Genomic DNA, 19,032 nt, shown 5'->3' with positions numbered 1-19,032 from the left:
GCTTGTCACCGCTCGATTCTGCCTGTCACTGCTCGATTTTATTTGCATGCGTCCTATTCCAAAATCGTCAACTTCAGTCCTGGTAGTTGTTTTACTAAGTTCAAATAAAACTCAGATCGAATAGAAAACATCGCAAACTCCTCATGTGTTGTACATGTAAACCATTCAAAATCATTTTTTATAAATGTAAGATCCTCAGGTAGTTCTGGTGCTTGCCAATCATACAATGACTGGGCTAAATTTTGTAGTAACCTACATGTATCTTCATTTACATCAATAACATAAACCGTTGCTGCTGGACCTAATGTGATTGTATTAGCCCATTCTTTTGTTTTATACTTTTCTATTATAAAGGGGTTGAACTGCTTTAAAATCTTCTTATTATACTTTAATTCTTTCCTTGTTATAAAGTAGAATCGATCGGAATGTTGACAGAGCATCTGTATCAAGTGACGATACGTATCTCCACTTGGATTTTCAACAATTTCATAGTTCACCATTTTGTCACCCACTTTTGTTTTTCTTTTATTATTGCATAAAAGTGAAAAGTAATAAACTGCATTAACATCTTATGTTACAGCGTATTTCTTTTAGCAAAATTCACACTGACATGAGACTCTTATAATAAATAATTTTATTAATAAAGCACAGTAAAGAAGCATTCGGCATTTCTCAGAACTCACGTCTTTATACAACTACATCACTACATCTTTTTTATTGCAACTATTAAACTGTAATACTTTTAATATCACTTAACTTTAATTATAATACGGTTAAATCATATTTTATTAATAATAATGGATATTATTATAAGGGAGGCGGAGAGAGTGTTAAATTATTCATTACCCGAACCATTAAATGAGAGCATCGTTGATGGAATTTTTGAAGGTTATCGAGATTACTTGGATGTCAGGCGTAGAATGTTTCGTGAATTAAAAGTTAGTGGTGCATATGCCTGGGTTAAGGGAAATCATATCGACCATTATGTTGCCTTAGCTTGCGAACAGCACGGCGTGGAAAGTAAATTAGCAAAAGCGGGGCTTACATGGCAATACTTGAAATTCACACATGAAAATGAGAAAATCTTATTCATTGTAAAAAATGCACGATACTTTGATCCAAAACAAGTCGATAAAGGAAAAGATGCTAGGGGACGTACAAGGCAACAGACGAATTCCTACATGTACAACCTCATGCAAATTAATAATCGTATTGACTTTGACAATATTCCAGATAAAAGGTATGAAAAATATTTACAACTTGAATTACTTGAAGATTTTCAAATTAATTTATTCAAAAATGAGGATAATAAAGGAATAAATACACAATTTGATCGGTTCTATATTGTAACATATCAAATTGATCAAAATCATTATATTGAAGAGGTTCGTGTTTGGATGCCAAATCCAATAGATAACAATGCATATTTGATTAGTGATTTGCAAGACTATATTGGTTCTAAACGAATCCATAGAATCGAAATTGAAGATGATTTAAAATCAATTCTTACACAGAGTCATATCCCTGAAGGTACCATTGATCACACTTCGTTTGGGATTGTACTTGATGCTAAGGAAAAGAAAAAGTAATAATTTGGAAAGGGGTCTTCCTTTTGTTTATCGGTAAAAACTTGACCCATATTCGTATGATGAATGGTCTGAGTAGAGCTGACCTTGCTAACAAACTCGGAATAACAGAACAAGCAGTTTGGCAATACGAAAACGGTTATATATCGCCTAAATTAGAAATTATTAATAAATTAAAGTCAATTTTTCATGTTAAATCATTATATTTTTATCGTGATGATTTATTAACGGAAGGAAATCCTGAGAATATTAGAATACAACATATTGCCTATCGGTCTGAAACGATTAACTCAGTAAGTAAGACACAATGTGAACTCATGCATATGAAATTTCTCGATTCATTTATAAAGAAAATAGAAAGCAAGATTAATTACCCAAAGAATCTGTTGTTACAAATGCGAAGTGACATCATTCAATACGTGAATAAACATCAAAACATCGATCGCGAACAGCAAATAAAACATATCGCCCAATTAGCACGTGAAAGAATCGGCTTACAACATGGCTCTAACAAAAATTTATTGTTTTTATTAGAAAAAGCAGGTGCCTTTATTTTAGAAAAGGAAATAGGACAAACGATTGATGCCTACAGTCTATGGACGGATGATAATCGACCATATATTATTTTAGGTACAATAAAGAAATCAGCTGCTCGCAGAAATTTTGATTTAGCACATGAATTAGGGCACTTATTATTACATTACAAAGTTGAATTTAATATGCATGACAGAAAAACATACCGTGCTTATGAAGATGAAGCAAATATTTTCGCTTCTGAATTTCTTCTGCCTGAGGAAGCTTTTAAAGAAGATTGTAGAAATATCACAAAATTATCGAATCCTGATTCTTACATCGATTTAAAACAAAAATGGGAAGTTTCTCTACAAGCAATAGCTATAAGAGCTAAAAATTTAGGCATCATCACATATCAACAATTACGCTATTTCTATATGTCGATTAACCGAAAAGGATATAAAAAAATTGAACCACTCGATGATGAACTCCCTATTTATCGCCCAATGAAAATAAGAAGTATCCTACAACTCCTTTTTGAAGAAGGTATTTATTCAGTATCAGGATTGATGGATATTCTAAAGGTGGACAAACATTTTCTTACAACACTTACAGGCATTGAGCAATCCTTTTTCGATAAATATTTAAAAAACGAGAGAAAAGTGTTTACCGTGAAAGAATTGGAGATTCATAAAAGTTAAGATATTCACAACGATAATCCATTAGAGTATATCTCTTTTCCATTGCAAATATTAGAATAAAAAATGAGCGAGGTGGAAAAACACAACTTTACCACCTCGCAAAAATATACTAAATAAAGCAGCCCATAAATTCTAGCTTAAGCCAACTCGATTCCTAATCCCGACTATCGATGTTTTAAGTGCGTTTGGGTCATGTCTTGTAATATATGCTTTGCGGAAATGATTTAAGTATTCGTTATCATGCCCTTTTGGTGAAATAATAATTAATTTTCGTTCAAGTTCTTCGGCATATAACTCGAACACTTTCGCCTTTCGTCCTTCGTCTAAAGCACTATCGAATTCATCAAGGACTATAAAACTCGGATTCGTGTCTAGTTCTTGCAATAATGCTAAGGCAAATAGTAAAGAACTAAGTGATTCTTCACCACCTGAGACTCCTTTTCCGACACGTCCAGCCCGCGCTTTTAAGCTGACATCTTCCATTTTACCGCGGTGACCTTGTTTACGAACTTTAATAAATAAACGGAAATTGATTCTGCCATTCCTTTCTTCATACTTATCAAAATCAATTTCACATTCGAATTGGAATTCATTCATATAACCTTGGAATAATTGATGGATTTGAATAACTTTCATTCGGATACTCGTCATTAAATTTTCCTCAATTTCTTCAGCACGTGCTTTGTTTTTTTCTAGTAATGCTTTTAATTGATCCAATTCTTTCTTATTTTTTTCATACGTTTCTTTCATCTTAAAATAAATATTTTCTGCTTCAGGGTTGATTCCTTCTTCATTCTGTGCGATTTGTAAACCATTTCGTGCTTTCGTATATATATTTTGTAATTTTATTTCTGACCGCTCAACTCGTCGCTCCTGTTTCGATACTTCTTCGTAGAGCTTTGGATAAAGGTTCTTCATATCGATTAACTCTTCTTCATATTTAATAATATTACCTTGATATATGTCCTTCTCATCATTTTTATCTTCTATCTGCCTCTCAATTGCCTTTTGTTCATTCTTTTTAAAGTCAATATCAGCATGCAAACTTTCTATTTGGCGGCCCATTTTTATTTCTTGTCTCTCGATTTCATTTGATTGATCCTCTAATTTTTCAACTTTACGTTGTAAAAAATGAGTAGTTTGTTCAATTTCTTTTTGCTTTTTTTCCAGATTTGATAACAATTCTATTTTATCTTTTAGTTGTCCAAGTTGTTCATACACATCAAGCTCATTTTGTAGCTGACCTATTTCAAATTCTAAACGTGCAATTTCATTCCAAACTTCTCTTGCCTGTAAATCTAAATGTTTGTTTTCTTTATCGATGGCTTCAAGTCGATCACGAACCACTTTTAACTGTTGAATTTTTTGATTAAATGTAGGGATTTTCAATTGAAACCCTTCAGCTTCAACAACCTGATTAACGATGCTGTGTAAATGTTGTAATTCCTTCCTTGTATGTTTCTGTTTTTCTTCAAGCTGTTGAAGTTCCTTTCTTAAATTCAAAACTTGCGTTCTATAATTTTTCTTTTGAATCTTCAACGCTTTTTTACTTAAAATATATGTTTCTTTTTCTTGAGTTCCACGAACACCCTGCGAGTCAAATAATTGTCCATGATCGATATATGGATATTCTTTAGACATTAATTGCTTAATCCACCAAAGGACTTTTGAAGCAAAAGCTTGTTCATATTTTTCTAGTCCACGCTTCATTTGAAGTTGTAATTCCGGAATACTGTCCAAATAATATTCTGGGACAATCTTTCTTAATGACACATGGTACAAATCATTAACAGCAGGAACGTACTTTCCATCATAAAATATTGTATATTTAATCGCATCTAGCTTTTTTTCTGCCTCAATGGATGCGTCATCATGTAATTCTACAAGGCTTTGCAACGGATACGCCTGTATGCCTAAACGCTTCATCTGTTTTAAAACATCTTCCTGTCTTTTAGAAACAGGTTGATTTGTTTCAAATGCTCTAAGCTGAGCTTCTGATGCTTGCAAATTCTTCTTAATCTCGTCCAATAATTCTCGTTGCTCCGACATCTTCTCTTCTAATAGGTGAATCCGTTCTTTTACATCATGACTACTATTATATTGCTTTAGCAATGCTTGATATTTTTTCTGTTCTTTTTTAAACTGTTTGATTTCATTCTCTAATTGAGCTTCTTCTTTCATAAGTAAGGTCATTTCTTCATGTAATTGCTGTTTCGTATGTTCGATGTTTTCGATGTATTTGTTTTTCTTTGTTAATTCTTTTTCATTTTTTTCAAAGCGTGCTTTCGTTTCTGCTTCTGAAAAGCGTAATTTTTTCTGGCTTTTGCGAACATCCTGAACTTCTTCTTCCAGCTTATCAAGCTTATCTTGTAACAATTGTTCCTGCTCTTTATTAGTTGTTAAATCTTTCTCATTTTTAGCATATTCAATTTGTAATTTTTCTTTTCCAGCTGTTATTATATCCTTCTGATGTTGTAACTGTTCATAATCTATTTGATACTGATGAATGGTCTCCTTTTTTTCCTCTAAGTCAATAGATAAATCCTCGATTGTCCGTTCTGTTAAATCATATTCTTTTCGATTCAAGTCAATAAGTGCATGTAATGATTGAAACAGTTTTGTCCCATTTTTATGAATTGATTCGCGATTTTGTTTTAAGCGCTTATAGTTTTTTAATGCAAGTTGCATCCTTAATTCATCATTATTAACGGATATTTCTGCATCTTGAACTGAAGCTGCATTCTCTTTAACACGTTCTAAACTCTTTTCCCAATTCCGTTGAATATGTGTAATATTGTGCATTTCACTAAACACACGAAAACGTTCTTCTGGTGACATAGTCGCGAACTGATTGACTTCTTGTTGATACCAAATTAAATAATAATGATCAGGATAAATTTTATATTTTTCTAGCAGCTCACGTTTGTAGTCAGTAAAGTTAGGCTGTCCACCAGAACGATAGACTGCTTTTGTTTCTAATTGGTCAATCTCATCGCCTTCTGAAATACGATAAACCTGTTTAATCGGTTGGCCTGGCAATTGTTCTAAGTCAAGCGAAAATTCAATATAAAGTGGAGCATCAATACGTGTTTCGCCTTCATTTTTAAACATAAAATGAATAGCTGCACGCCATGTTTTTCCATCTGATAAATTATTTGAACGTAATCCTTCAATGGCCACCTTACTAGATTTTAAAACAGCTCCCATACAAAACGTAATCGTTGACTTACCTGACCCATTCGGACCGGCAATTAAAATATGTTCATTCATCCCCGATAAATCGAGTGATGTCGGTTCATAATCTCTAACCCCATGGAAGCGTAATTGATGTGGAATCACTCTGAATCATCTCCTGAATATTGCACATTATATCGTTTGAAAAACTTTAAAACTTCATCTTTATTAAACTGTTGTGACTGACTAAATTCTACTGCCCGTCTTAAAAAAGAATCGGAAAACATATTGACACCAATGGCAGTTAATTGATAAGCTTCCTCGTCTGAATCAGAATGATAATCAACAACCGCTCCAATTTTCCGCAATGTATCGATATTGACTTTTAGTTTTTGACTTGCTTTCAACTGTTCGTGACCAAACGCTTCAAACAATTGTGATAGTAATGTAAATTCATGTTGGAGCACTTCTTGTTGATAGAACATCAGTAATAAAATGGCCATCGCTTCTGGTGATAAAGTCGATTTAGCCATACGTGCTGTCGCCCTTAACATGACGATGACTTGGTCACGCTTTTTATCATAAATGACTTTATAGTAACGGCTTAATCCTTGATTCACACGATTTATAAAAGAATAAAAACCGTCATCATCGTCCGGACTCATTTCTAATATTTTTGCTACATCTTTCCGAGATAATCCAAAATTACCCGCCCGAATGGTGGCTGATGATGAATATAAAAGATGCATAAATGCCATTTCTTCTTTTTCAGTTAAATAAGATTGTAAAGCATTCATATTGGCTAGCGGTTGGTGATTACTTTTTTCGTTGGCGGACTTTATGCTTTCGGTCTCCATCTTTTATCCACTCCCACTCTTTTTCATATGTTTTCGTCACATCTGATTGTTTCATTTCCACTTTTTTATTACCTACTAGAGCAGATGTTGCCATTAATGAACGAATCGCATCCCCGAATTGGGGTGATGTTGCTTCAACAATTAACTGTTCTAACTCGGCTTCATCGTGCTTGTCTAAATATCCTTCAATCGCTTCTGTATCGATAACCGCTTTCGTCATCGTCCAGACCGCTTCACTGAATACATCTTCCATATCTGAAGCATCAATCGTATCTGACTGATATGTGATTTCCTCTTCCTCCGAAATGTCTTCATCAACATATGGTTCATAATGTTCTAGGTAATCAATACCGTCCTCAATGGCTTGACCTGATAAAAAAGGTATCATTTTTACAGGGACCCACATCCCATCTATCGCTTCACCAGAATAAACATCTTGTTCCATAAAACTTAAAATTTGATGTGCATTCGGAATGTCCGAATCAATTGGCGGATGAAACATCTTCTCAATAAATTGCCTGACTTTTTCAGGGGCAATCGATGAACCAATATCTGTCGATTGCATACTAATGAATTTCAAATATTTATTAATCATGCCAAGACTTAAGTTCGTTCCTTCTGCCAATGCACCTGTTCCGCTTTGAATAAGATCACGCATCATTAAACCATCTTCTACCGTTGATAAACGATCTAAACGTTCTTTCATTTTAACATCTAATTCATCCATCAACACATGAATCCGTTCTAATTCTGGAAGTGCATCTCGGTCAGCTAATAACTCTAATTCTCGTTCTTTAAGTAGTTCTATCGCATCATTTAAATGCCGAATCATACTTGCAATAGCGTGACCACCAGATATCCCATAATCATCATAAGCTTCACTAATTTCTGCATCACGTTTCGCTTGAAAAAGTGAACGCCCAATATCATCTTGCATATAATAGGCCAGTGAATCATTCGCTACTCGGATTAGTGCATCCATCATCCGTTTCCCTGTATTTCTCATTTTTAATCGCTTTGCCTGTTTTGTAACCCAATTATATTTCACTAAAATATTCACATAGCGTTCAATTCTCTCTTTCGTCGGTGGTTCAATGTCCTGATACGTATTCAAATAACGATAATAAACTGTCTCACTATTAGCAATTGGATCATCTAAACCTAATGACTCCCGATGGAAAAAATGAATCACCCGTAAAAACACTAATATTTCTAAAGGTGCTTCAAATGTTTTGGCATTTCCCAACGCACTAAAAACACCGGCTAATGAGACGATATCACGCATTGTTTGATACATTTCAGCACTTTCCGCCTCTTGATTAAACACAGAAATCAATGGTTGATCCATTTTTTCCATTGTTTTTCATCTCCTAATACTTCTTCTTGCTCACGTTTTGTTATAGACAGTTGATGTTGTAACCAATTCTTATACGCTTCATAATCACGAAATATCGAACCATCCGAAGCAATCCATTTAACCGTGACATCATCTGGAACAATTCGGTAAGCGTCATAAGCAATCGATAAGCCTGACTCATCATAATCAGTCCATATTAAAACTTGCTTAATACTTGGACTATGACTAATTTGTTGTGTGAATGTATGGTGACTTGAACGAATATGGCCATCTAAACAAATAACAATCGAGGCTGTTTCCTTCAAAAATGTTGGTGAAGCTGCCATCCTTGTCAACATCGCTCGATTTTCTACCAGCCATAACACATGATCTACGGTGTGAAACTGTTCATTTAATAAAGCGACGTCTGTTACAGCATGTAATGCGCCCGCTTGAAAGTTTGCGTATATTCCTTTGACATTGCCAGAAAAATAGACGGAATGAACCCTCCCATGACTGATAATTCCAATGACTTCCGGCGTGGCTTGTAACCACGTTTCTAATAGATTCAGAAAGTCGTCCTTATACCGATCAAATACTTTTGAACCACCGATTTTTTTAAAATATGATGCACCAATCTCTTTAAAATCAAACATCGATTTCGTTTCTCTTAATTTAAGCAGGGCGATCAAAAACTTTAAAAAGATGACCCTTTTATGTACTGTCCAATCTTGAAATCGGTCGCTTTTCTCAAATTCTTCGTAATTAAGTGAAAGAATATCATTAATGTGTTGTGAGAATGAAGCTGAAATATGATCTGGTATTACGCAATGACTCAATTGTTCCTGAAGTTGAACAAATGTCGCAATTTCTTGTTTGATTTTCTGCTGTCTTTCCCTTTCTATATAGGCATATAACGTTGGACCCATGTAATAACCTTCAGTAAGAGGTGTGCGTTCATCATCAGATAATGTTACTTTACGAATCATCCAGCCCTCTACTAGCCAATGACGTAACGTGCCATCATCTACCGAAATCGGTTTCGCTTTATGAATCGATAGTTTTAAGTCTAGCAAACTTTTCTCAGGTGAAGACGGCTGCTCTGACCATTTTATACCAATCCATAATTCAGCTAAACGACGATACGTTCTTGGTGTTCTTTTGACAATATAGCCATATAGTAAATCTGAATCATCTGTATCTAACCACTCGATTTGTTCGTTCTTTTTTAATATATAGTCTTGGATAAATTGTTTTGCACCGTACACGTTATTCACCTCGTTGCTTTACTAGAATCATATACCTTTATCATACCATGTTTATCTATGCTTTATGGATATAGCTTTATTAGAAAAAATGGTAAAAAAAAAGAGAGGTATACTCCCTCTTTTTACAATTGCCCCCCTCAATTACTTGTAAGAACTAATTTTCGCCACCAATTTTTCATTTTTAAAATGTAAGTTTTCATTGTCATTTAATTTATAGATAGGGCCTCCCTTTTGACTACTGGCCCAATAGTCAAAAGCAATACGGCGTTCTTCATCATTATAATGTGGACAAAAACTACCTTTTAAAATACCTAACCCTGCAAATTGTTCATATTCATGCTCGTTCTTTTCGCTATAACATGTTCCAAACCAACACATAGCACCAGCACTAATCCCGGCTAAAATAACACCGCGATAATAAGCATCAATGAGGACGTGAGCAAATCCTGTTTCTTTCCATATTTTAAGCATGTATTGTGTATTACCCCCACCGACATAAATAATGTCTAAATCATTGACGATATCTTGGATTTTATCAGATTTAAAATCTTCAATTGTTAAATGACTTGGTCTTTCAGATTGAAATGCGCGATAAAAATTTTCAATATAATTTGGCGCATCGTTACTCGCTGTAGCAACAAAACCAATTTTTATCGGAGTGTTTTTCCTACATATTTTTAATAAATACTCATCAATATAGGCATTTTCTTCTTCTGAAAAGCCCCCACCCGATATAGCTAAGATATGCCTTACCATGATTAATCCTCCCATCCATACACCTGCGTACCTGATTGTCCACTATAATAACGTGCTTAGAGATGTTTTCACCGTTTTGAATCTGCTATTAAATTGCTAAAAAAGGACACACTTATCCCGTTAGCAACTAAAACAGCAAATTTTGCACGGTTAAACATTAAAAACCCAGTCCAAAACGCGTGCACTAAAACGGCTTGCTTTAACATCTCTACCACCTCTATCAAACATTATTCTATATTAAGAATACATGTTTTAGAATGAATTTTCAACGTAATATACAAATTCTGATGTACTAAATGCTTTACTTCAAATAAATCACTGTCCTTTACACATACTAACCATGAAAAACATTCAAAAATGGGGTGAAAACCATGGGAAAAGATGAGCACAAGAAACCCAAAAACAACTTTCTTGCACAAACACCCAAGAGTCAAAAGACAGATGGAATTGATGTAGAGTTTTCTGAGGAATTGGCTGATCATGATGACAAACAGGCTCAAGCAAGAAGTCGTGCAGCTGATTTGCGAAGAAAAAAGAAATAATGTCTGGTAAAAGAGCTGTCTCATCAGTCTTTTCGACTGTTAGACGCTCTTTTTTATTTAAGTCAACTTGTATACACTCCTTGCGAGACCAAGATAATGTAACTTAGAAGAGCTGGATATGTCTAGCATTTAACACTCAATGCAATATTTCAGCATGTATAATCTCAACAGAGTTTAATGCGGCCTCTCGTCACGAAAAAGCACTACGAGACAACGCGTTGAAGCTTTAATACAGCCTCTCATGAAGAAAAAGCACTACGAGACAATGCATTGAAGCTTTAATACGGCCTCTCATGAAGATGAAACGCAACGAGACAACGCGTTGAGACTTCAATACAGCCTCTCATCACAAAAAAACACTACGAGACAACGCGTTGAAGCTTTAATACAGCCTCTCATGAAGAAAAAGCACTACGAGACAATGCATTGAAGCTTTAATACGGCCTCTCATGAAGATGAAACGCAACGAGACAACGCGTTGAGCCTTCAATGCAGCCTCTCATCGCAAAAAAACACTACGAGACAACGCGTTGAGACTTCAATACAGCCTCTCATCACAAAAAAGGCACTACGAGACAACGCATTGAAGCCTCAATACAGCCTCTCGTTACAAAAAAACACTACGAGACGACACGTTGACTTCAGTAATGATGCTATTCGCTCCTTTATATTAAAAAATATTGTGCTAATGTCCCATTGACATTTTAGCTACATATATCATATAATTCATATCAATATAGTATGGATTAAAAAAGGAGTGAATTTATAAGATGTTATTAACAGGTCTTATTTGCGGAGTTTTACTAGGTTTTGTGATGCAAAGGGGCCGCTTTTGTTTAACCGGTGGCTTCCGCGATATGTATATTGCAAAAGATAATCGCATGTTCTATGCGTTATTAATCGCTATTACCGTACAAAGTGTTGGTGTGTTTACCCTCATACATTTTGGTCTTTTCGATTTTTCTGCTGGACAATTCTCATGGCTAGCAACAATCATTGGTTCTTTTATCTTTGGAATAGGAATTGTTTTTGCTGGGGGTTGTGCTACTGGAACGTGGTATCGAGCTGGCGAAGGGTTACTTGGTAGTTGGATTGCACTCTTTGGCTATATGTTTATGAGTGCTGTTATGAAAACAGGTTTTCTTGCACCAGTCGATTCTTCTATGAAAGCAATTGCGCTACCTACAAATTCTATGTCAGAAAGTACAGGAATTCCAACTGTTGTATTTATAGCACTGTTAGTTTTCATCGTTACTACTATCGTTTATAAAGAACTTAAAAAGCCAAAAGTTGTTATTCCATCATTAAAACCAAAGTATACGGGATTAAGACATCTTTTATTTGAAAAAAGATGGCATCCATTTGTTACAGCTGTTTTAGTTGGAATCATTGCAATAATCGCTTGGCCATTAAGTGCCGCTACTGGAAGAGTTTATGGACTCGGGATTACAACACCATCAGCTAATATATTACAATTTGCTGTCACAGGGGATATGGATTTTATTAATTGGGGTGTCTTTTTAGTTCTTGGAATCTTTTTCGGTTCATATATCGCAGCAAAAGGAAGTCGCGAATTCCGCTTTAGAATGCCTGATGCAAAAACAGGAATTACAAGTTTCATAGGCGGTAACTTAATGGGATTTGGAGCAAGTCTCGCTGGCGGATGCTCAATTGGTAATGGTTTAGTAATGACAGCAATGATGACATGGCAAGGCTGGTTTTCATTATTATTCATCATACTTGGAACATGGACTGCTTCATATTTTGTCTTTATTAGGCCACAAGTGAAGAAAAAAGTGAGCGCAACATCTGGCGCTTATTTAGCATAAAAATTATGGAGGTATTATAAATGAAGAAAAAATTAGAAGTGATTGGAGAAATTTGTCCATTCCCACTCATTGAAGCAAAAAGAGAAATGGAACAAATGAATGACGGTGATGAATTAATTATCAACTTCGACTGCACACAAGCGACAGAAAGTATTCCACGATGGGCAGCCGAATCTGGACACAAGATTACGAACTTTGAACAAACAGATGATGCAACATGGACAATTACAATTAAAAAAGGCGCACTTTAATATATATCCAATAATTGACTGTCTATAAGATAAGCGGAGAAAACTTCATTTCTCCGCTTTTAAATGTTATGTTATAACATTCGTTTAAGAGAACATAATGTATAAATCAATTCCTGATTTTTTCACATATTTCTTCTCCATGTCACATCAACCTTTGCCTATCATACAATGTAACGTACTAAAAATGTGGAGGTTTATAAAATGATTGATAATCATATTGAGAAGAAGCCATCTATTGGTGATGCTTTTCCTAAAATAACCGTTGAAACGACCTACGGGAAAAAAACTCTTCCAGACGATTACCGGGGAAAGTGGCTTATTTTATTTAGTCATCCTGGTGATTTTACCCCTGTCTGTACAACAGAGTTTGTCGCATTTGAACAACTATATCCCAAGTTTCGTGAACGTCAAACTGAATTATTAGGATTATCCATTGATCAAGTTCAACCACATATGAAATGGACTGAATGGATTGAACAACATCTCCATATCCCCATTACATTCCCTATTATTGCCGATCCTTTAGGAACTGTTGCTAATAAATTAGGTATGATCCACAGCGCACAACATACAAAAACCGTTCGTGGTGTTTATATTATTGATGATAAAGGAATCATTCGTGCGATTTTTTTCTATCCAGCTGAAGTAGGACGTAACTTACATGAAATTTATCGAACATTATATGCACTTCAAACGGCTGATCAATATCATGTTGCACTACCAGCTGATTGGCCACACAATAGCATTATTGGAAATAAAGGAATGATCCCGCCACCTTCAGATGTTCAAGAGAAAAACAAGCGAATACAACAAGCAGAAGCTGGAGAGATAAACTGCTTCGATTGGTGGTTTTGCTATAAGGATATTGGAAATTAACAAACGATACCCCGAAAGCATAAAGTTGCCCGTATAATAAAGGCAACTTTTTAATTATATATCGACATATAAATTAAATTATAATAAAATTAAGACAATATACAAAGGAGGTCAATCTATGAAGAAAAAATGGTTATCGTTGGCGAGTCTCGGATTTTTAAGTGCTCTTATCATTGTTTTCTTTGTCATCAATAAAAAAGATAAGATAACATTAACAGAAGTCAATATGGTTTCTTCTACCATGGGTGTTTTAGAAAAAGAATTGACCTTTTCTTCTCTCATGGAAGATGCAAATGCAGTTGTCGTCGGAAAAGTTGTTGGAACGACATTACTTAATGGCGAAAAGCCAGCTTTATCGGTCAAGATTCAAGAGCATATTTATGGAGAGACAGATGATGACACCGTTCTTGTCTATCTCGATGAAGAATTAGTTGAGCAAGATGAAACTTATGTTTTCTTTTTAGAACCATTTGATTCCCCGATATATGATGACTTCTTCTATCTTAATCACCCAGAATTTATCATCAAACTTGAGGAAAATAATCAGTTATTACGGCTTAAAGATGCCTTTGAAAAAACATATGAACAGCCATTTGTTGAAACGAAGTACAATACATTAACAGGGCTAAAACAATACATCCACGAAAATATAAAACCAAAACCACCTTATGTTCCGATTCCAAGCGAAATAAATGATTTACAAGAACTCATGGACGAATCAGACATCGTTGCTGAAATCACCATTGATAAGATTGAAAATGAAGGAAGTGTTTCAGTGGTTGATTATACTGTTTTAGAAACATACAAAGGAAAACTTCATGTTGAAGATTTACTCCTTCCTTCACACAAAATTAAACAAAACGGTCAATACATCATTTTTCTCAAAAAAGATGATGGTGAATGGCTATTAACGACGAGGCATAATAGTTTAATTTCTACAAACGATGAGAATTATTATGACTATATCACATTTGTTCAAGGACAAAAATAAATACACATATTTTGAGATAAAGCCCCCATTACTACATGAGGGCTTAAATAAACATGTATGATTATTTAACTGCGTAAAGTGGTTCACTTTGTTGTAAAACCCGATGAATCGCTCGTTCATGAAGCGAGACCGTTTTTTCGATATCTTCTACCGTATGAGCAGTAGATGTTGAATAGCGATTTAATGGTTTTAAATAGATGCCTAACTTCAATAATTCTATGTCAATGGCTTGACGAAAAGATGTATCCGCCTGCCACATATCACGATAATGACGAATCGTTTGATCAGTAAATACAAGATTAAAAATACTTCCCATCCCAATTGTTTGCATTTTAATATGATACGTTTCATATAACTTTTCGAGTTCTTTACGCAACAGCATCGTCTTTTCAAAAGTTGATTTGAGTTCATTCTCGTCCTCTAATAAACGTATAGTTTCCAAACCTGCTGCAAGTACTAATGGATGTCCATTGTACGTGCCACTATGAAAGACGATATTTTTCGTTTTATGGCTGTCACTTCCAACAGAAAACACATCACTCTTAGCCGTTGCCGCACTTTGCATCATTATCTCTTCATGACCACCTACAGCACCAATTGGAAATCCTCCACCAAGGACTTTTCCAAGTGTTGTTATATCAGGATCTACATCATAGACGCTCTGCGCTCCACCTAATGCAACACGAAAGCCCGTTTTCACCTCATCAAAAATTAAGACAATCCCTAATTCATTAGTTAAATCTCTTAGACCGTGAATAAACTGGGGTTCAGCAGGGATAAATCCACCTTGTACGGGTTCTAAAATGACTGCAGCAAGTTCATCTTGATGTTTTCTTAATAATTTTTCTGTCGCTTCAAGGTCATTAAATGGTAAGACAATTGTGTTTTCACGTTCACTTTGAACAATACCATCTGATTCAAACACCGCTTCGGGTTGATCTGGTCTTCCTGCATCACGTTGCGTCGGATTAATACTAACTAATAACTGATTTAATCCACCATGATAATGCCCTTCAAACTTGCCGATTTTCGGTTTATTCGTATAAGCAACCGCTAATCGAATCGCTAACAAAACCGCTTCTGTCCCTGAATTTGTAAAACGAACTTGATCCATACTCGGGTACAATGCTATGAGCTTTTCGGCCATTTTTACTTCTAACTCATGTGGTGTACCGAATATGACCGTTCCCGAATCATCTAACTGCTTCAACGTCGCTTCTTTAATACGCGGATGGCCATGACCGGTCATTAACGCCCCATAACATAGCGAATAATCAATATACTCCACACCATCAACATCAATTAACTTACTTCCATACCCTTTTTTCATAAAAATAGGATAAGGTGCAAAATGTTTAATATTCGCAGTGACGCCACCCGGAATAAACTTTTTCGCATGCTGAAATAAACGCCGTGACGCATCTTTTTCATAACCCCTTTGTTCAATCATTCTATCATCGCCTCTTAAAATGATTTTTGAAAGAAACATATCACGTTTCTTCCTCATCATTAGTATATGCTCTCTGCTCATTTTATGCAATATATATTTCATTTACAATTATTTTTTGTATCTATAATTTCATTATTCGTTTTTTATACATTAAAAAATCCTTTTTTAAATAATAAAAAAGGATTTAAATAGATACTTGTCAATACATGAAATTTATACTTCATCAATAAAACACATCATATCGATCCCATAGCTCTTCAAACGCTTGAAGACGCTTTTCAATGTCGATTTCTGCTTTCGTACCAATATAGGCAATTAACGTATTAATTACACTTAACGGGGCAACGAACGAATCTAAAAAAGATTTCATATTACTTGAGGCAAATAAAGCGATGTCAGCGTACTTGGTAATTGGGGATGAAAAAAAATCAGTCAGAGCAATAATTTTTGCCTTTTTGTTAGCAGCATATGATATGGCATCAAGCGTACTTTTCGTATAGCGGGCATAACTAATCCCGATAACGACATCTTTTTCTTTGACATCGAGAATTTGATCAAAAATAGCTTCTGTCGTAGAGATGAGCTTACTATTTCCAAACATAATATTAAAATAATACTGCAAAAATGTACCTAACGATATGGCACTACGGTTGGCAATAATATAGATACGTTCAGCCTCTAAAATATATTCTGCTGCCTTTTCAATATCACTTATATTTAATTGTTGCATCGTCGATTGGATATTATGAATGTCTTCTGTAAAGTTATCATAAATGGCTTTTTCTGTTTCGTTATACATCGAACGTGTCATCGTTAAACGGTCAACCGTATTTAATCTTTTTTCAAGTGATCGAGCTAAATGTTTTTGCAAATCATTATATCCTGAAAAACCTAAAAATGTAGCAAACCTAACGACAGTTGCTTCACTAACACCGGTTAACTCAGCTAACTTCGCCCCTGTCAGAAATGGTATAGAATGTGGTTCTTCCAAAATATAGTCGGCAATTTTATGCTGTGATTTGCTCATATGTTCACGTGCATGATGGATAATTTTATAAATACTCTGCTCTTCCATATATAATCTCCTTTCGCGTTATTTTTGCTATTTATTTTCGACCAAAGTCTGCCTTTATTTCGCCCCACTGTTTCGTATCCCATTTTAATAATTGATTCGAATATGAATTGTTTTTTAACCACGTTTCCGCACGTGTAATCACTTGCCAAATATGTTCCGTTTGTTTATTTTTTGGAAGTGTCGTATTGGCACGTTTATTTCTGACCCAACTGATCGCTGTTTGCGAATCTGAATAAATCGGTGTCGTCTGATTAGCTTTTTTTAATAAAGCTAATGCATGAACAATTGCTAAAAACTCACCAATATTATTCGTTCCATCATCAACCGGACCATAATGAAAGATTTCCTCACCCGTTTTCGTATCAACCCCTCTGTACTCCATCTTACCTGGATTACCACTACATGCAGCATCAACACTTATGCTTTCTTTTATATATGATGAATCTGTTCTTGGAAGGGACTCTCTTTTTGGAGCACTCCCTTCTGCAAATGCTTCTTCAGCTTCTTTTAACGATTTAAATGATTTATATCGAGCACCTTTTACACCGTGAACTTGCTCTTTACATGCTTCCCATGAATTAAATATGCCTGTTTTCCTTCCAGACCAAACGACATAATACTTTTGAGACGCCATCTACGTTCCTCCATTTTCCATACATATCGTGCTTATTCTGTTAAAATGTATTGATTGTTGTTAAATCTTACCTATTAATATATCTAAGTCAACTGTTATTTCTTGATCTTCTTGTTTAACAAAAGTTTCCCTATCTTCTTCTTGCAAATTCCAAGCGAGTGGTGACATGTGAACTAAATTTTCTAGCTCTAATCTATTCAACACTTTTGTATAACTCAATGTCATCTGTTTTACTAGATCAAACTGGTTATTAAAAAGAGATACAGCATCATCATTTTGATAAGTTTTCTTTTCTGTTTCCTTGAAGCGCACTTCACGCAATTCCTTTAGATAATTTGTCCGCGGAACAACTTTTACAACTAATCCTCCTGTCACTAAAATCCGCTTAAATTCTTCATAATTGGCTGGTGATAAAATATTCAATATCATATCACACGATTTTTCTGCCAATGGGGTAGCAGCCAAATCACCGACGAACCAAATCGATTCCTTATAATTTTTCGCTGCCTGTAAAATCCCTTCTTTAGATAAATCAAGACCAATTCCTGTCATCGTTTTATGATTACATTCATCTAAAATTCGTTGTAAATGTGAGCCCTCACCACAGCCAGCATCGAGAATATACATATGTTTATTTATATCCTTGATATATTCCTCGACAACATTTGCAATTTCTTTATGTACTTGTCTAAACAGATCACTTTCCACAATCGTCTGTTGCCTTGCTTCAAATAACGTTTTATCATATTGACTTTTAACTGTACGTGTCAGCATATTAATATAGCCTTGCCTAGCAAAATCAAAAGTATGCTTGTTCACGCATATAAGACTTTTTAGTTCAACGACTTGCATTGACTCTTTACATAGAGGACATCTAAACATATGGACGTGTTTGTGAACCAACCGCGCACTTTGTTCTTTATTGTTCATCATGACTTTTCCTTTCATACTTCTATGTTTTAGAATAAAGGGAAACAAACTTCTTATCAACTATATCATTTCAAAGCTATATTTCAGACTTTAAAATAACGATTTTCTTATTCAACTTTAATATGGTAAAAGGAAAATATAAAAATGAAAACAGTTTGAAAAACATCCAAGTGACCTCTTCGGCGCTATCTACTGATTACATTTAATTTATAGGGTCTGTAGGTTTAATGTGAGCTAATATAGGAGGCAATGGACGTGGTCAA

General features: G+C 34.9%; 18 protein-coding genes. 7 read left to right on the top strand and 11 right to left on the bottom strand.

Annotated elements, in window-relative coordinates:
* Window positions 1–53: 53 nt before the first annotated feature.
* Window positions 54–497 carry a hypothetical protein gene (locus HNQ35_RS09680; protein WP_146937859.1) on the bottom strand — a complete coding sequence of 148 codons (444 nt, stop codon included), beginning with the start codon at window positions 495–497 and terminating at the stop codon, window positions 54–56.
* A gap of 330 nt (window positions 498–827) precedes the next feature.
* Between HNQ35_RS09680 and HNQ35_RS09675 the strand changes: the two genes are divergently transcribed.
* Window positions 828–1,589 (top strand): spr1630 family ClpXP-sensitive toxin, encoded by a 762-nt coding sequence (locus HNQ35_RS09675; protein WP_146937857.1) that lies wholly within the window; start codon window positions 828–830, stop codon window positions 1,587–1,589.
* Window positions 1,590–1,612: 23 nt separating this feature from the next.
* Window positions 1,613–2,800, top strand: coding sequence for a spr1629 family repressor/antitoxin (locus HNQ35_RS09670; RefSeq protein WP_146937855.1), 1,188 nt, complete (start codon window positions 1,613–1,615; stop codon window positions 2,798–2,800).
* Window positions 2,801–2,932: 132 nt separating this feature from the next.
* Here HNQ35_RS09670 and HNQ35_RS09665 read toward each other — a convergent pair whose 3' ends face one another.
* The 6 genes from HNQ35_RS09665 to HNQ35_RS09640 all read right to left on the bottom strand — a co-directional run bounded on the left by HNQ35_RS09665 (window position 2,933) and on the right by HNQ35_RS09640 (window position 10,397).
* On the bottom strand, window positions 2,933–6,139 hold the full coding sequence (locus HNQ35_RS09665) for an AAA family ATPase (RefSeq protein ID WP_146937853.1): 3,207 nt from the start codon (window positions 6,137–6,139) through the stop codon (window positions 2,933–2,935).
* Entirely contained in the window at window positions 6,136–6,831 is a 696-nt protein-coding gene (locus HNQ35_RS09660) for a hypothetical protein (RefSeq protein ID WP_146937851.1), read from the bottom strand. Before HNQ35_RS09660 ends, HNQ35_RS09665 begins: the two co-directional genes overlap by 4 nt.
* On the bottom strand, window positions 6,791–8,188 hold the full coding sequence (locus tag HNQ35_RS09655) for a hypothetical protein (protein WP_146937849.1): 1,398 nt from the start codon (window positions 8,186–8,188) through the stop codon (window positions 6,791–6,793). Before HNQ35_RS09655 ends, HNQ35_RS09660 begins: the two co-directional genes overlap by 41 nt.
* Window positions 8,164–9,435, bottom strand: coding sequence for a toprim domain-containing protein (locus HNQ35_RS09650; RefSeq protein ID WP_146937847.1), 1,272 nt, complete (start codon window positions 9,433–9,435; stop codon window positions 8,164–8,166). Before HNQ35_RS09650 ends, HNQ35_RS09655 begins: the two co-directional genes overlap by 25 nt.
* Window positions 9,436–9,576: 141 nt before the next feature.
* Window positions 9,577–10,191 carry a Type 1 glutamine amidotransferase-like domain-containing protein gene (locus HNQ35_RS09645; RefSeq protein WP_170226670.1) on the bottom strand — a complete coding sequence of 205 codons (615 nt, stop codon included), beginning with the start codon at window positions 10,189–10,191 and terminating at the stop codon, window positions 9,577–9,579.
* Window positions 10,192–10,259: 68 nt separating this feature from the next.
* A complete protein-coding gene (locus tag HNQ35_RS09640) occupies window positions 10,260–10,397 on the bottom strand; it encodes an RAxF-45 family protein (protein ID WP_170226669.1) in 138 nt (45 codons plus the stop codon).
* A 165-nt stretch (window positions 10,398–10,562) separates the two neighbouring features.
* Here HNQ35_RS09640 and HNQ35_RS09635 point away from each other — a divergent pair, with 165 nt between their 5' ends.
* The 5 genes from HNQ35_RS09635 (at window position 10,563) to HNQ35_RS09615 (ending at window position 14,680) form a co-directional block, all read left to right on the top strand.
* Entirely contained in the window at window positions 10,563–10,733 is a 171-nt protein-coding gene (locus HNQ35_RS09635; RefSeq protein WP_146937843.1) for a YfhD family protein, read from the top strand.
* Between the two features lie 770 nt (window positions 10,734–11,503).
* Window positions 11,504–12,562 (top strand): YeeE/YedE family protein, encoded by a 1,059-nt coding sequence (locus tag HNQ35_RS09630; protein ID WP_221261476.1) that lies wholly within the window; start codon window positions 11,504–11,506, stop codon window positions 12,560–12,562.
* A gap of 20 nt (window positions 12,563–12,582) precedes the next feature.
* Entirely contained in the window at window positions 12,583–12,813 is a 231-nt protein-coding gene (locus tag HNQ35_RS09625) for a sulfurtransferase TusA family protein (RefSeq protein ID WP_146937839.1), read from the top strand.
* 201 nt (window positions 12,814–13,014) lie between these two features.
* Window positions 13,015–13,689: a peroxiredoxin gene (locus HNQ35_RS09620; protein ID WP_146937838.1), complete on the top strand. Its 675-nt coding sequence runs from the start codon at window positions 13,015–13,017 to the stop codon at window positions 13,687–13,689.
* Window positions 13,690–13,807: 118 nt separating this feature from the next.
* Window positions 13,808–14,680, top strand: a complete 873-nt coding sequence (locus tag HNQ35_RS09615) for a hypothetical protein (RefSeq protein WP_146937836.1) — start codon at window positions 13,808–13,810, stop codon at window positions 14,678–14,680.
* A gap of 61 nt (window positions 14,681–14,741) precedes the next feature.
* On the opposite strand, the gene HNQ35_RS09610 is transcribed toward HNQ35_RS09615, so the two are convergent.
* The 4 genes from HNQ35_RS09610 to HNQ35_RS09595 form a co-directional block, all read right to left on the bottom strand.
* Entirely contained in the window at window positions 14,742–16,130 is a 1,389-nt protein-coding gene (locus tag HNQ35_RS09610) for an aspartate aminotransferase family protein (protein WP_146937899.1), read from the bottom strand.
* Between the two features lie 223 nt (window positions 16,131–16,353).
* Window positions 16,354–17,205: a MurR/RpiR family transcriptional regulator gene (locus HNQ35_RS09605; RefSeq protein WP_146937834.1), complete on the bottom strand. Its 852-nt coding sequence runs from the start codon at window positions 17,203–17,205 to the stop codon at window positions 16,354–16,356.
* A 31-nt stretch (window positions 17,206–17,236) separates the two neighbouring features.
* Entirely contained in the window at window positions 17,237–17,839 is a 603-nt protein-coding gene (locus HNQ35_RS09600; protein ID WP_146937832.1) for a ribonuclease H1 domain-containing protein, read from the bottom strand.
* 60 nt (window positions 17,840–17,899) lie between these two features.
* Window positions 17,900–18,721 (bottom strand): putative RNA methyltransferase, encoded by an 822-nt coding sequence (locus HNQ35_RS09595; protein WP_371862316.1) that lies wholly within the window; start codon window positions 18,719–18,721, stop codon window positions 17,900–17,902.
* Between the last annotated feature and the right edge of the window lie 311 nt (window positions 18,722–19,032).

The organism is Cerasibacillus quisquiliarum, from assembly GCF_014202495.1.
In the GTDB taxonomy this organism is placed as follows: domain Bacteria; phylum Bacillota; class Bacilli; order Bacillales; family Amphibacillaceae; genus Cerasibacillus; species Cerasibacillus quisquiliarum.
This window is presented reverse-complemented; position numbering and strand designations above follow the sequence as displayed.

What these genes read in the sequence shown, in the direction of transcription:
- HNQ35_RS09655 (WP_146937849.1), bottom strand. Translation starts at nt 8,188, where the DNA reads ATGGAAAAAATGGATCAACCATTGATTTCTGTGTTTAATCAAGAGGCG.
- HNQ35_RS09635 (WP_146937843.1), top strand. Translation starts at nt 10,563, where the DNA reads ATGGGAAAAGATGAGCACAAGAAACCCAAAAACAACTTTCTTGCACAA.
- HNQ35_RS09610 (WP_146937899.1), bottom strand. Translation starts at nt 16,130, where the DNA reads ATGATTGAACAAAGGGGTTATGAAAAAGATGCGTCACGGCGTTTATTT.
- HNQ35_RS09600 (WP_146937832.1), bottom strand. Translation starts at nt 17,839, where the DNA reads ATGGCGTCTCAAAAGTATTATGTCGTTTGGTCTGGAAGGAAAACAGGC.
- HNQ35_RS09595 (WP_371862316.1), bottom strand. Translation starts at nt 18,721, where the DNA reads ATGTTTAGATGTCCTCTATGTAAAGAGTCAATGCAAGTCGTTGAACTA.
- HNQ35_RS09640 (WP_170226669.1), bottom strand. Translation starts at nt 10,397, where the DNA reads ATGTTAAAGCAAGCCGTTTTAGTGCACGCGTTTTGGACTGGGTTTTTA.
- HNQ35_RS09625 (WP_146937839.1), top strand. Translation starts at nt 12,583, where the DNA reads ATGAAGAAAAAATTAGAAGTGATTGGAGAAATTTGTCCATTCCCACTC.
- HNQ35_RS09605 (WP_146937834.1), bottom strand. Translation starts at nt 17,205, where the DNA reads ATGGAAGAGCAGAGTATTTATAAAATTATCCATCATGCACGTGAACAT.
- HNQ35_RS09620 (WP_146937838.1), top strand. Translation starts at nt 13,015, where the DNA reads ATGATTGATAATCATATTGAGAAGAAGCCATCTATTGGTGATGCTTTT.
- HNQ35_RS09645 (WP_170226670.1), bottom strand. Translation starts at nt 10,191, where the DNA reads ATGGTAAGGCATATCTTAGCTATATCGGGTGGGGGCTTTTCAGAAGAA.
- HNQ35_RS09630 (WP_221261476.1), top strand. Translation starts at nt 11,504, where the DNA reads ATGTTATTAACAGGTCTTATTTGCGGAGTTTTACTAGGTTTTGTGATG.
- HNQ35_RS09660 (WP_146937851.1), bottom strand. Translation starts at nt 6,831, where the DNA reads ATGGAGACCGAAAGCATAAAGTCCGCCAACGAAAAAAGTAATCACCAA.
- HNQ35_RS09615 (WP_146937836.1), top strand. Translation starts at nt 13,808, where the DNA reads ATGAAGAAAAAATGGTTATCGTTGGCGAGTCTCGGATTTTTAAGTGCT.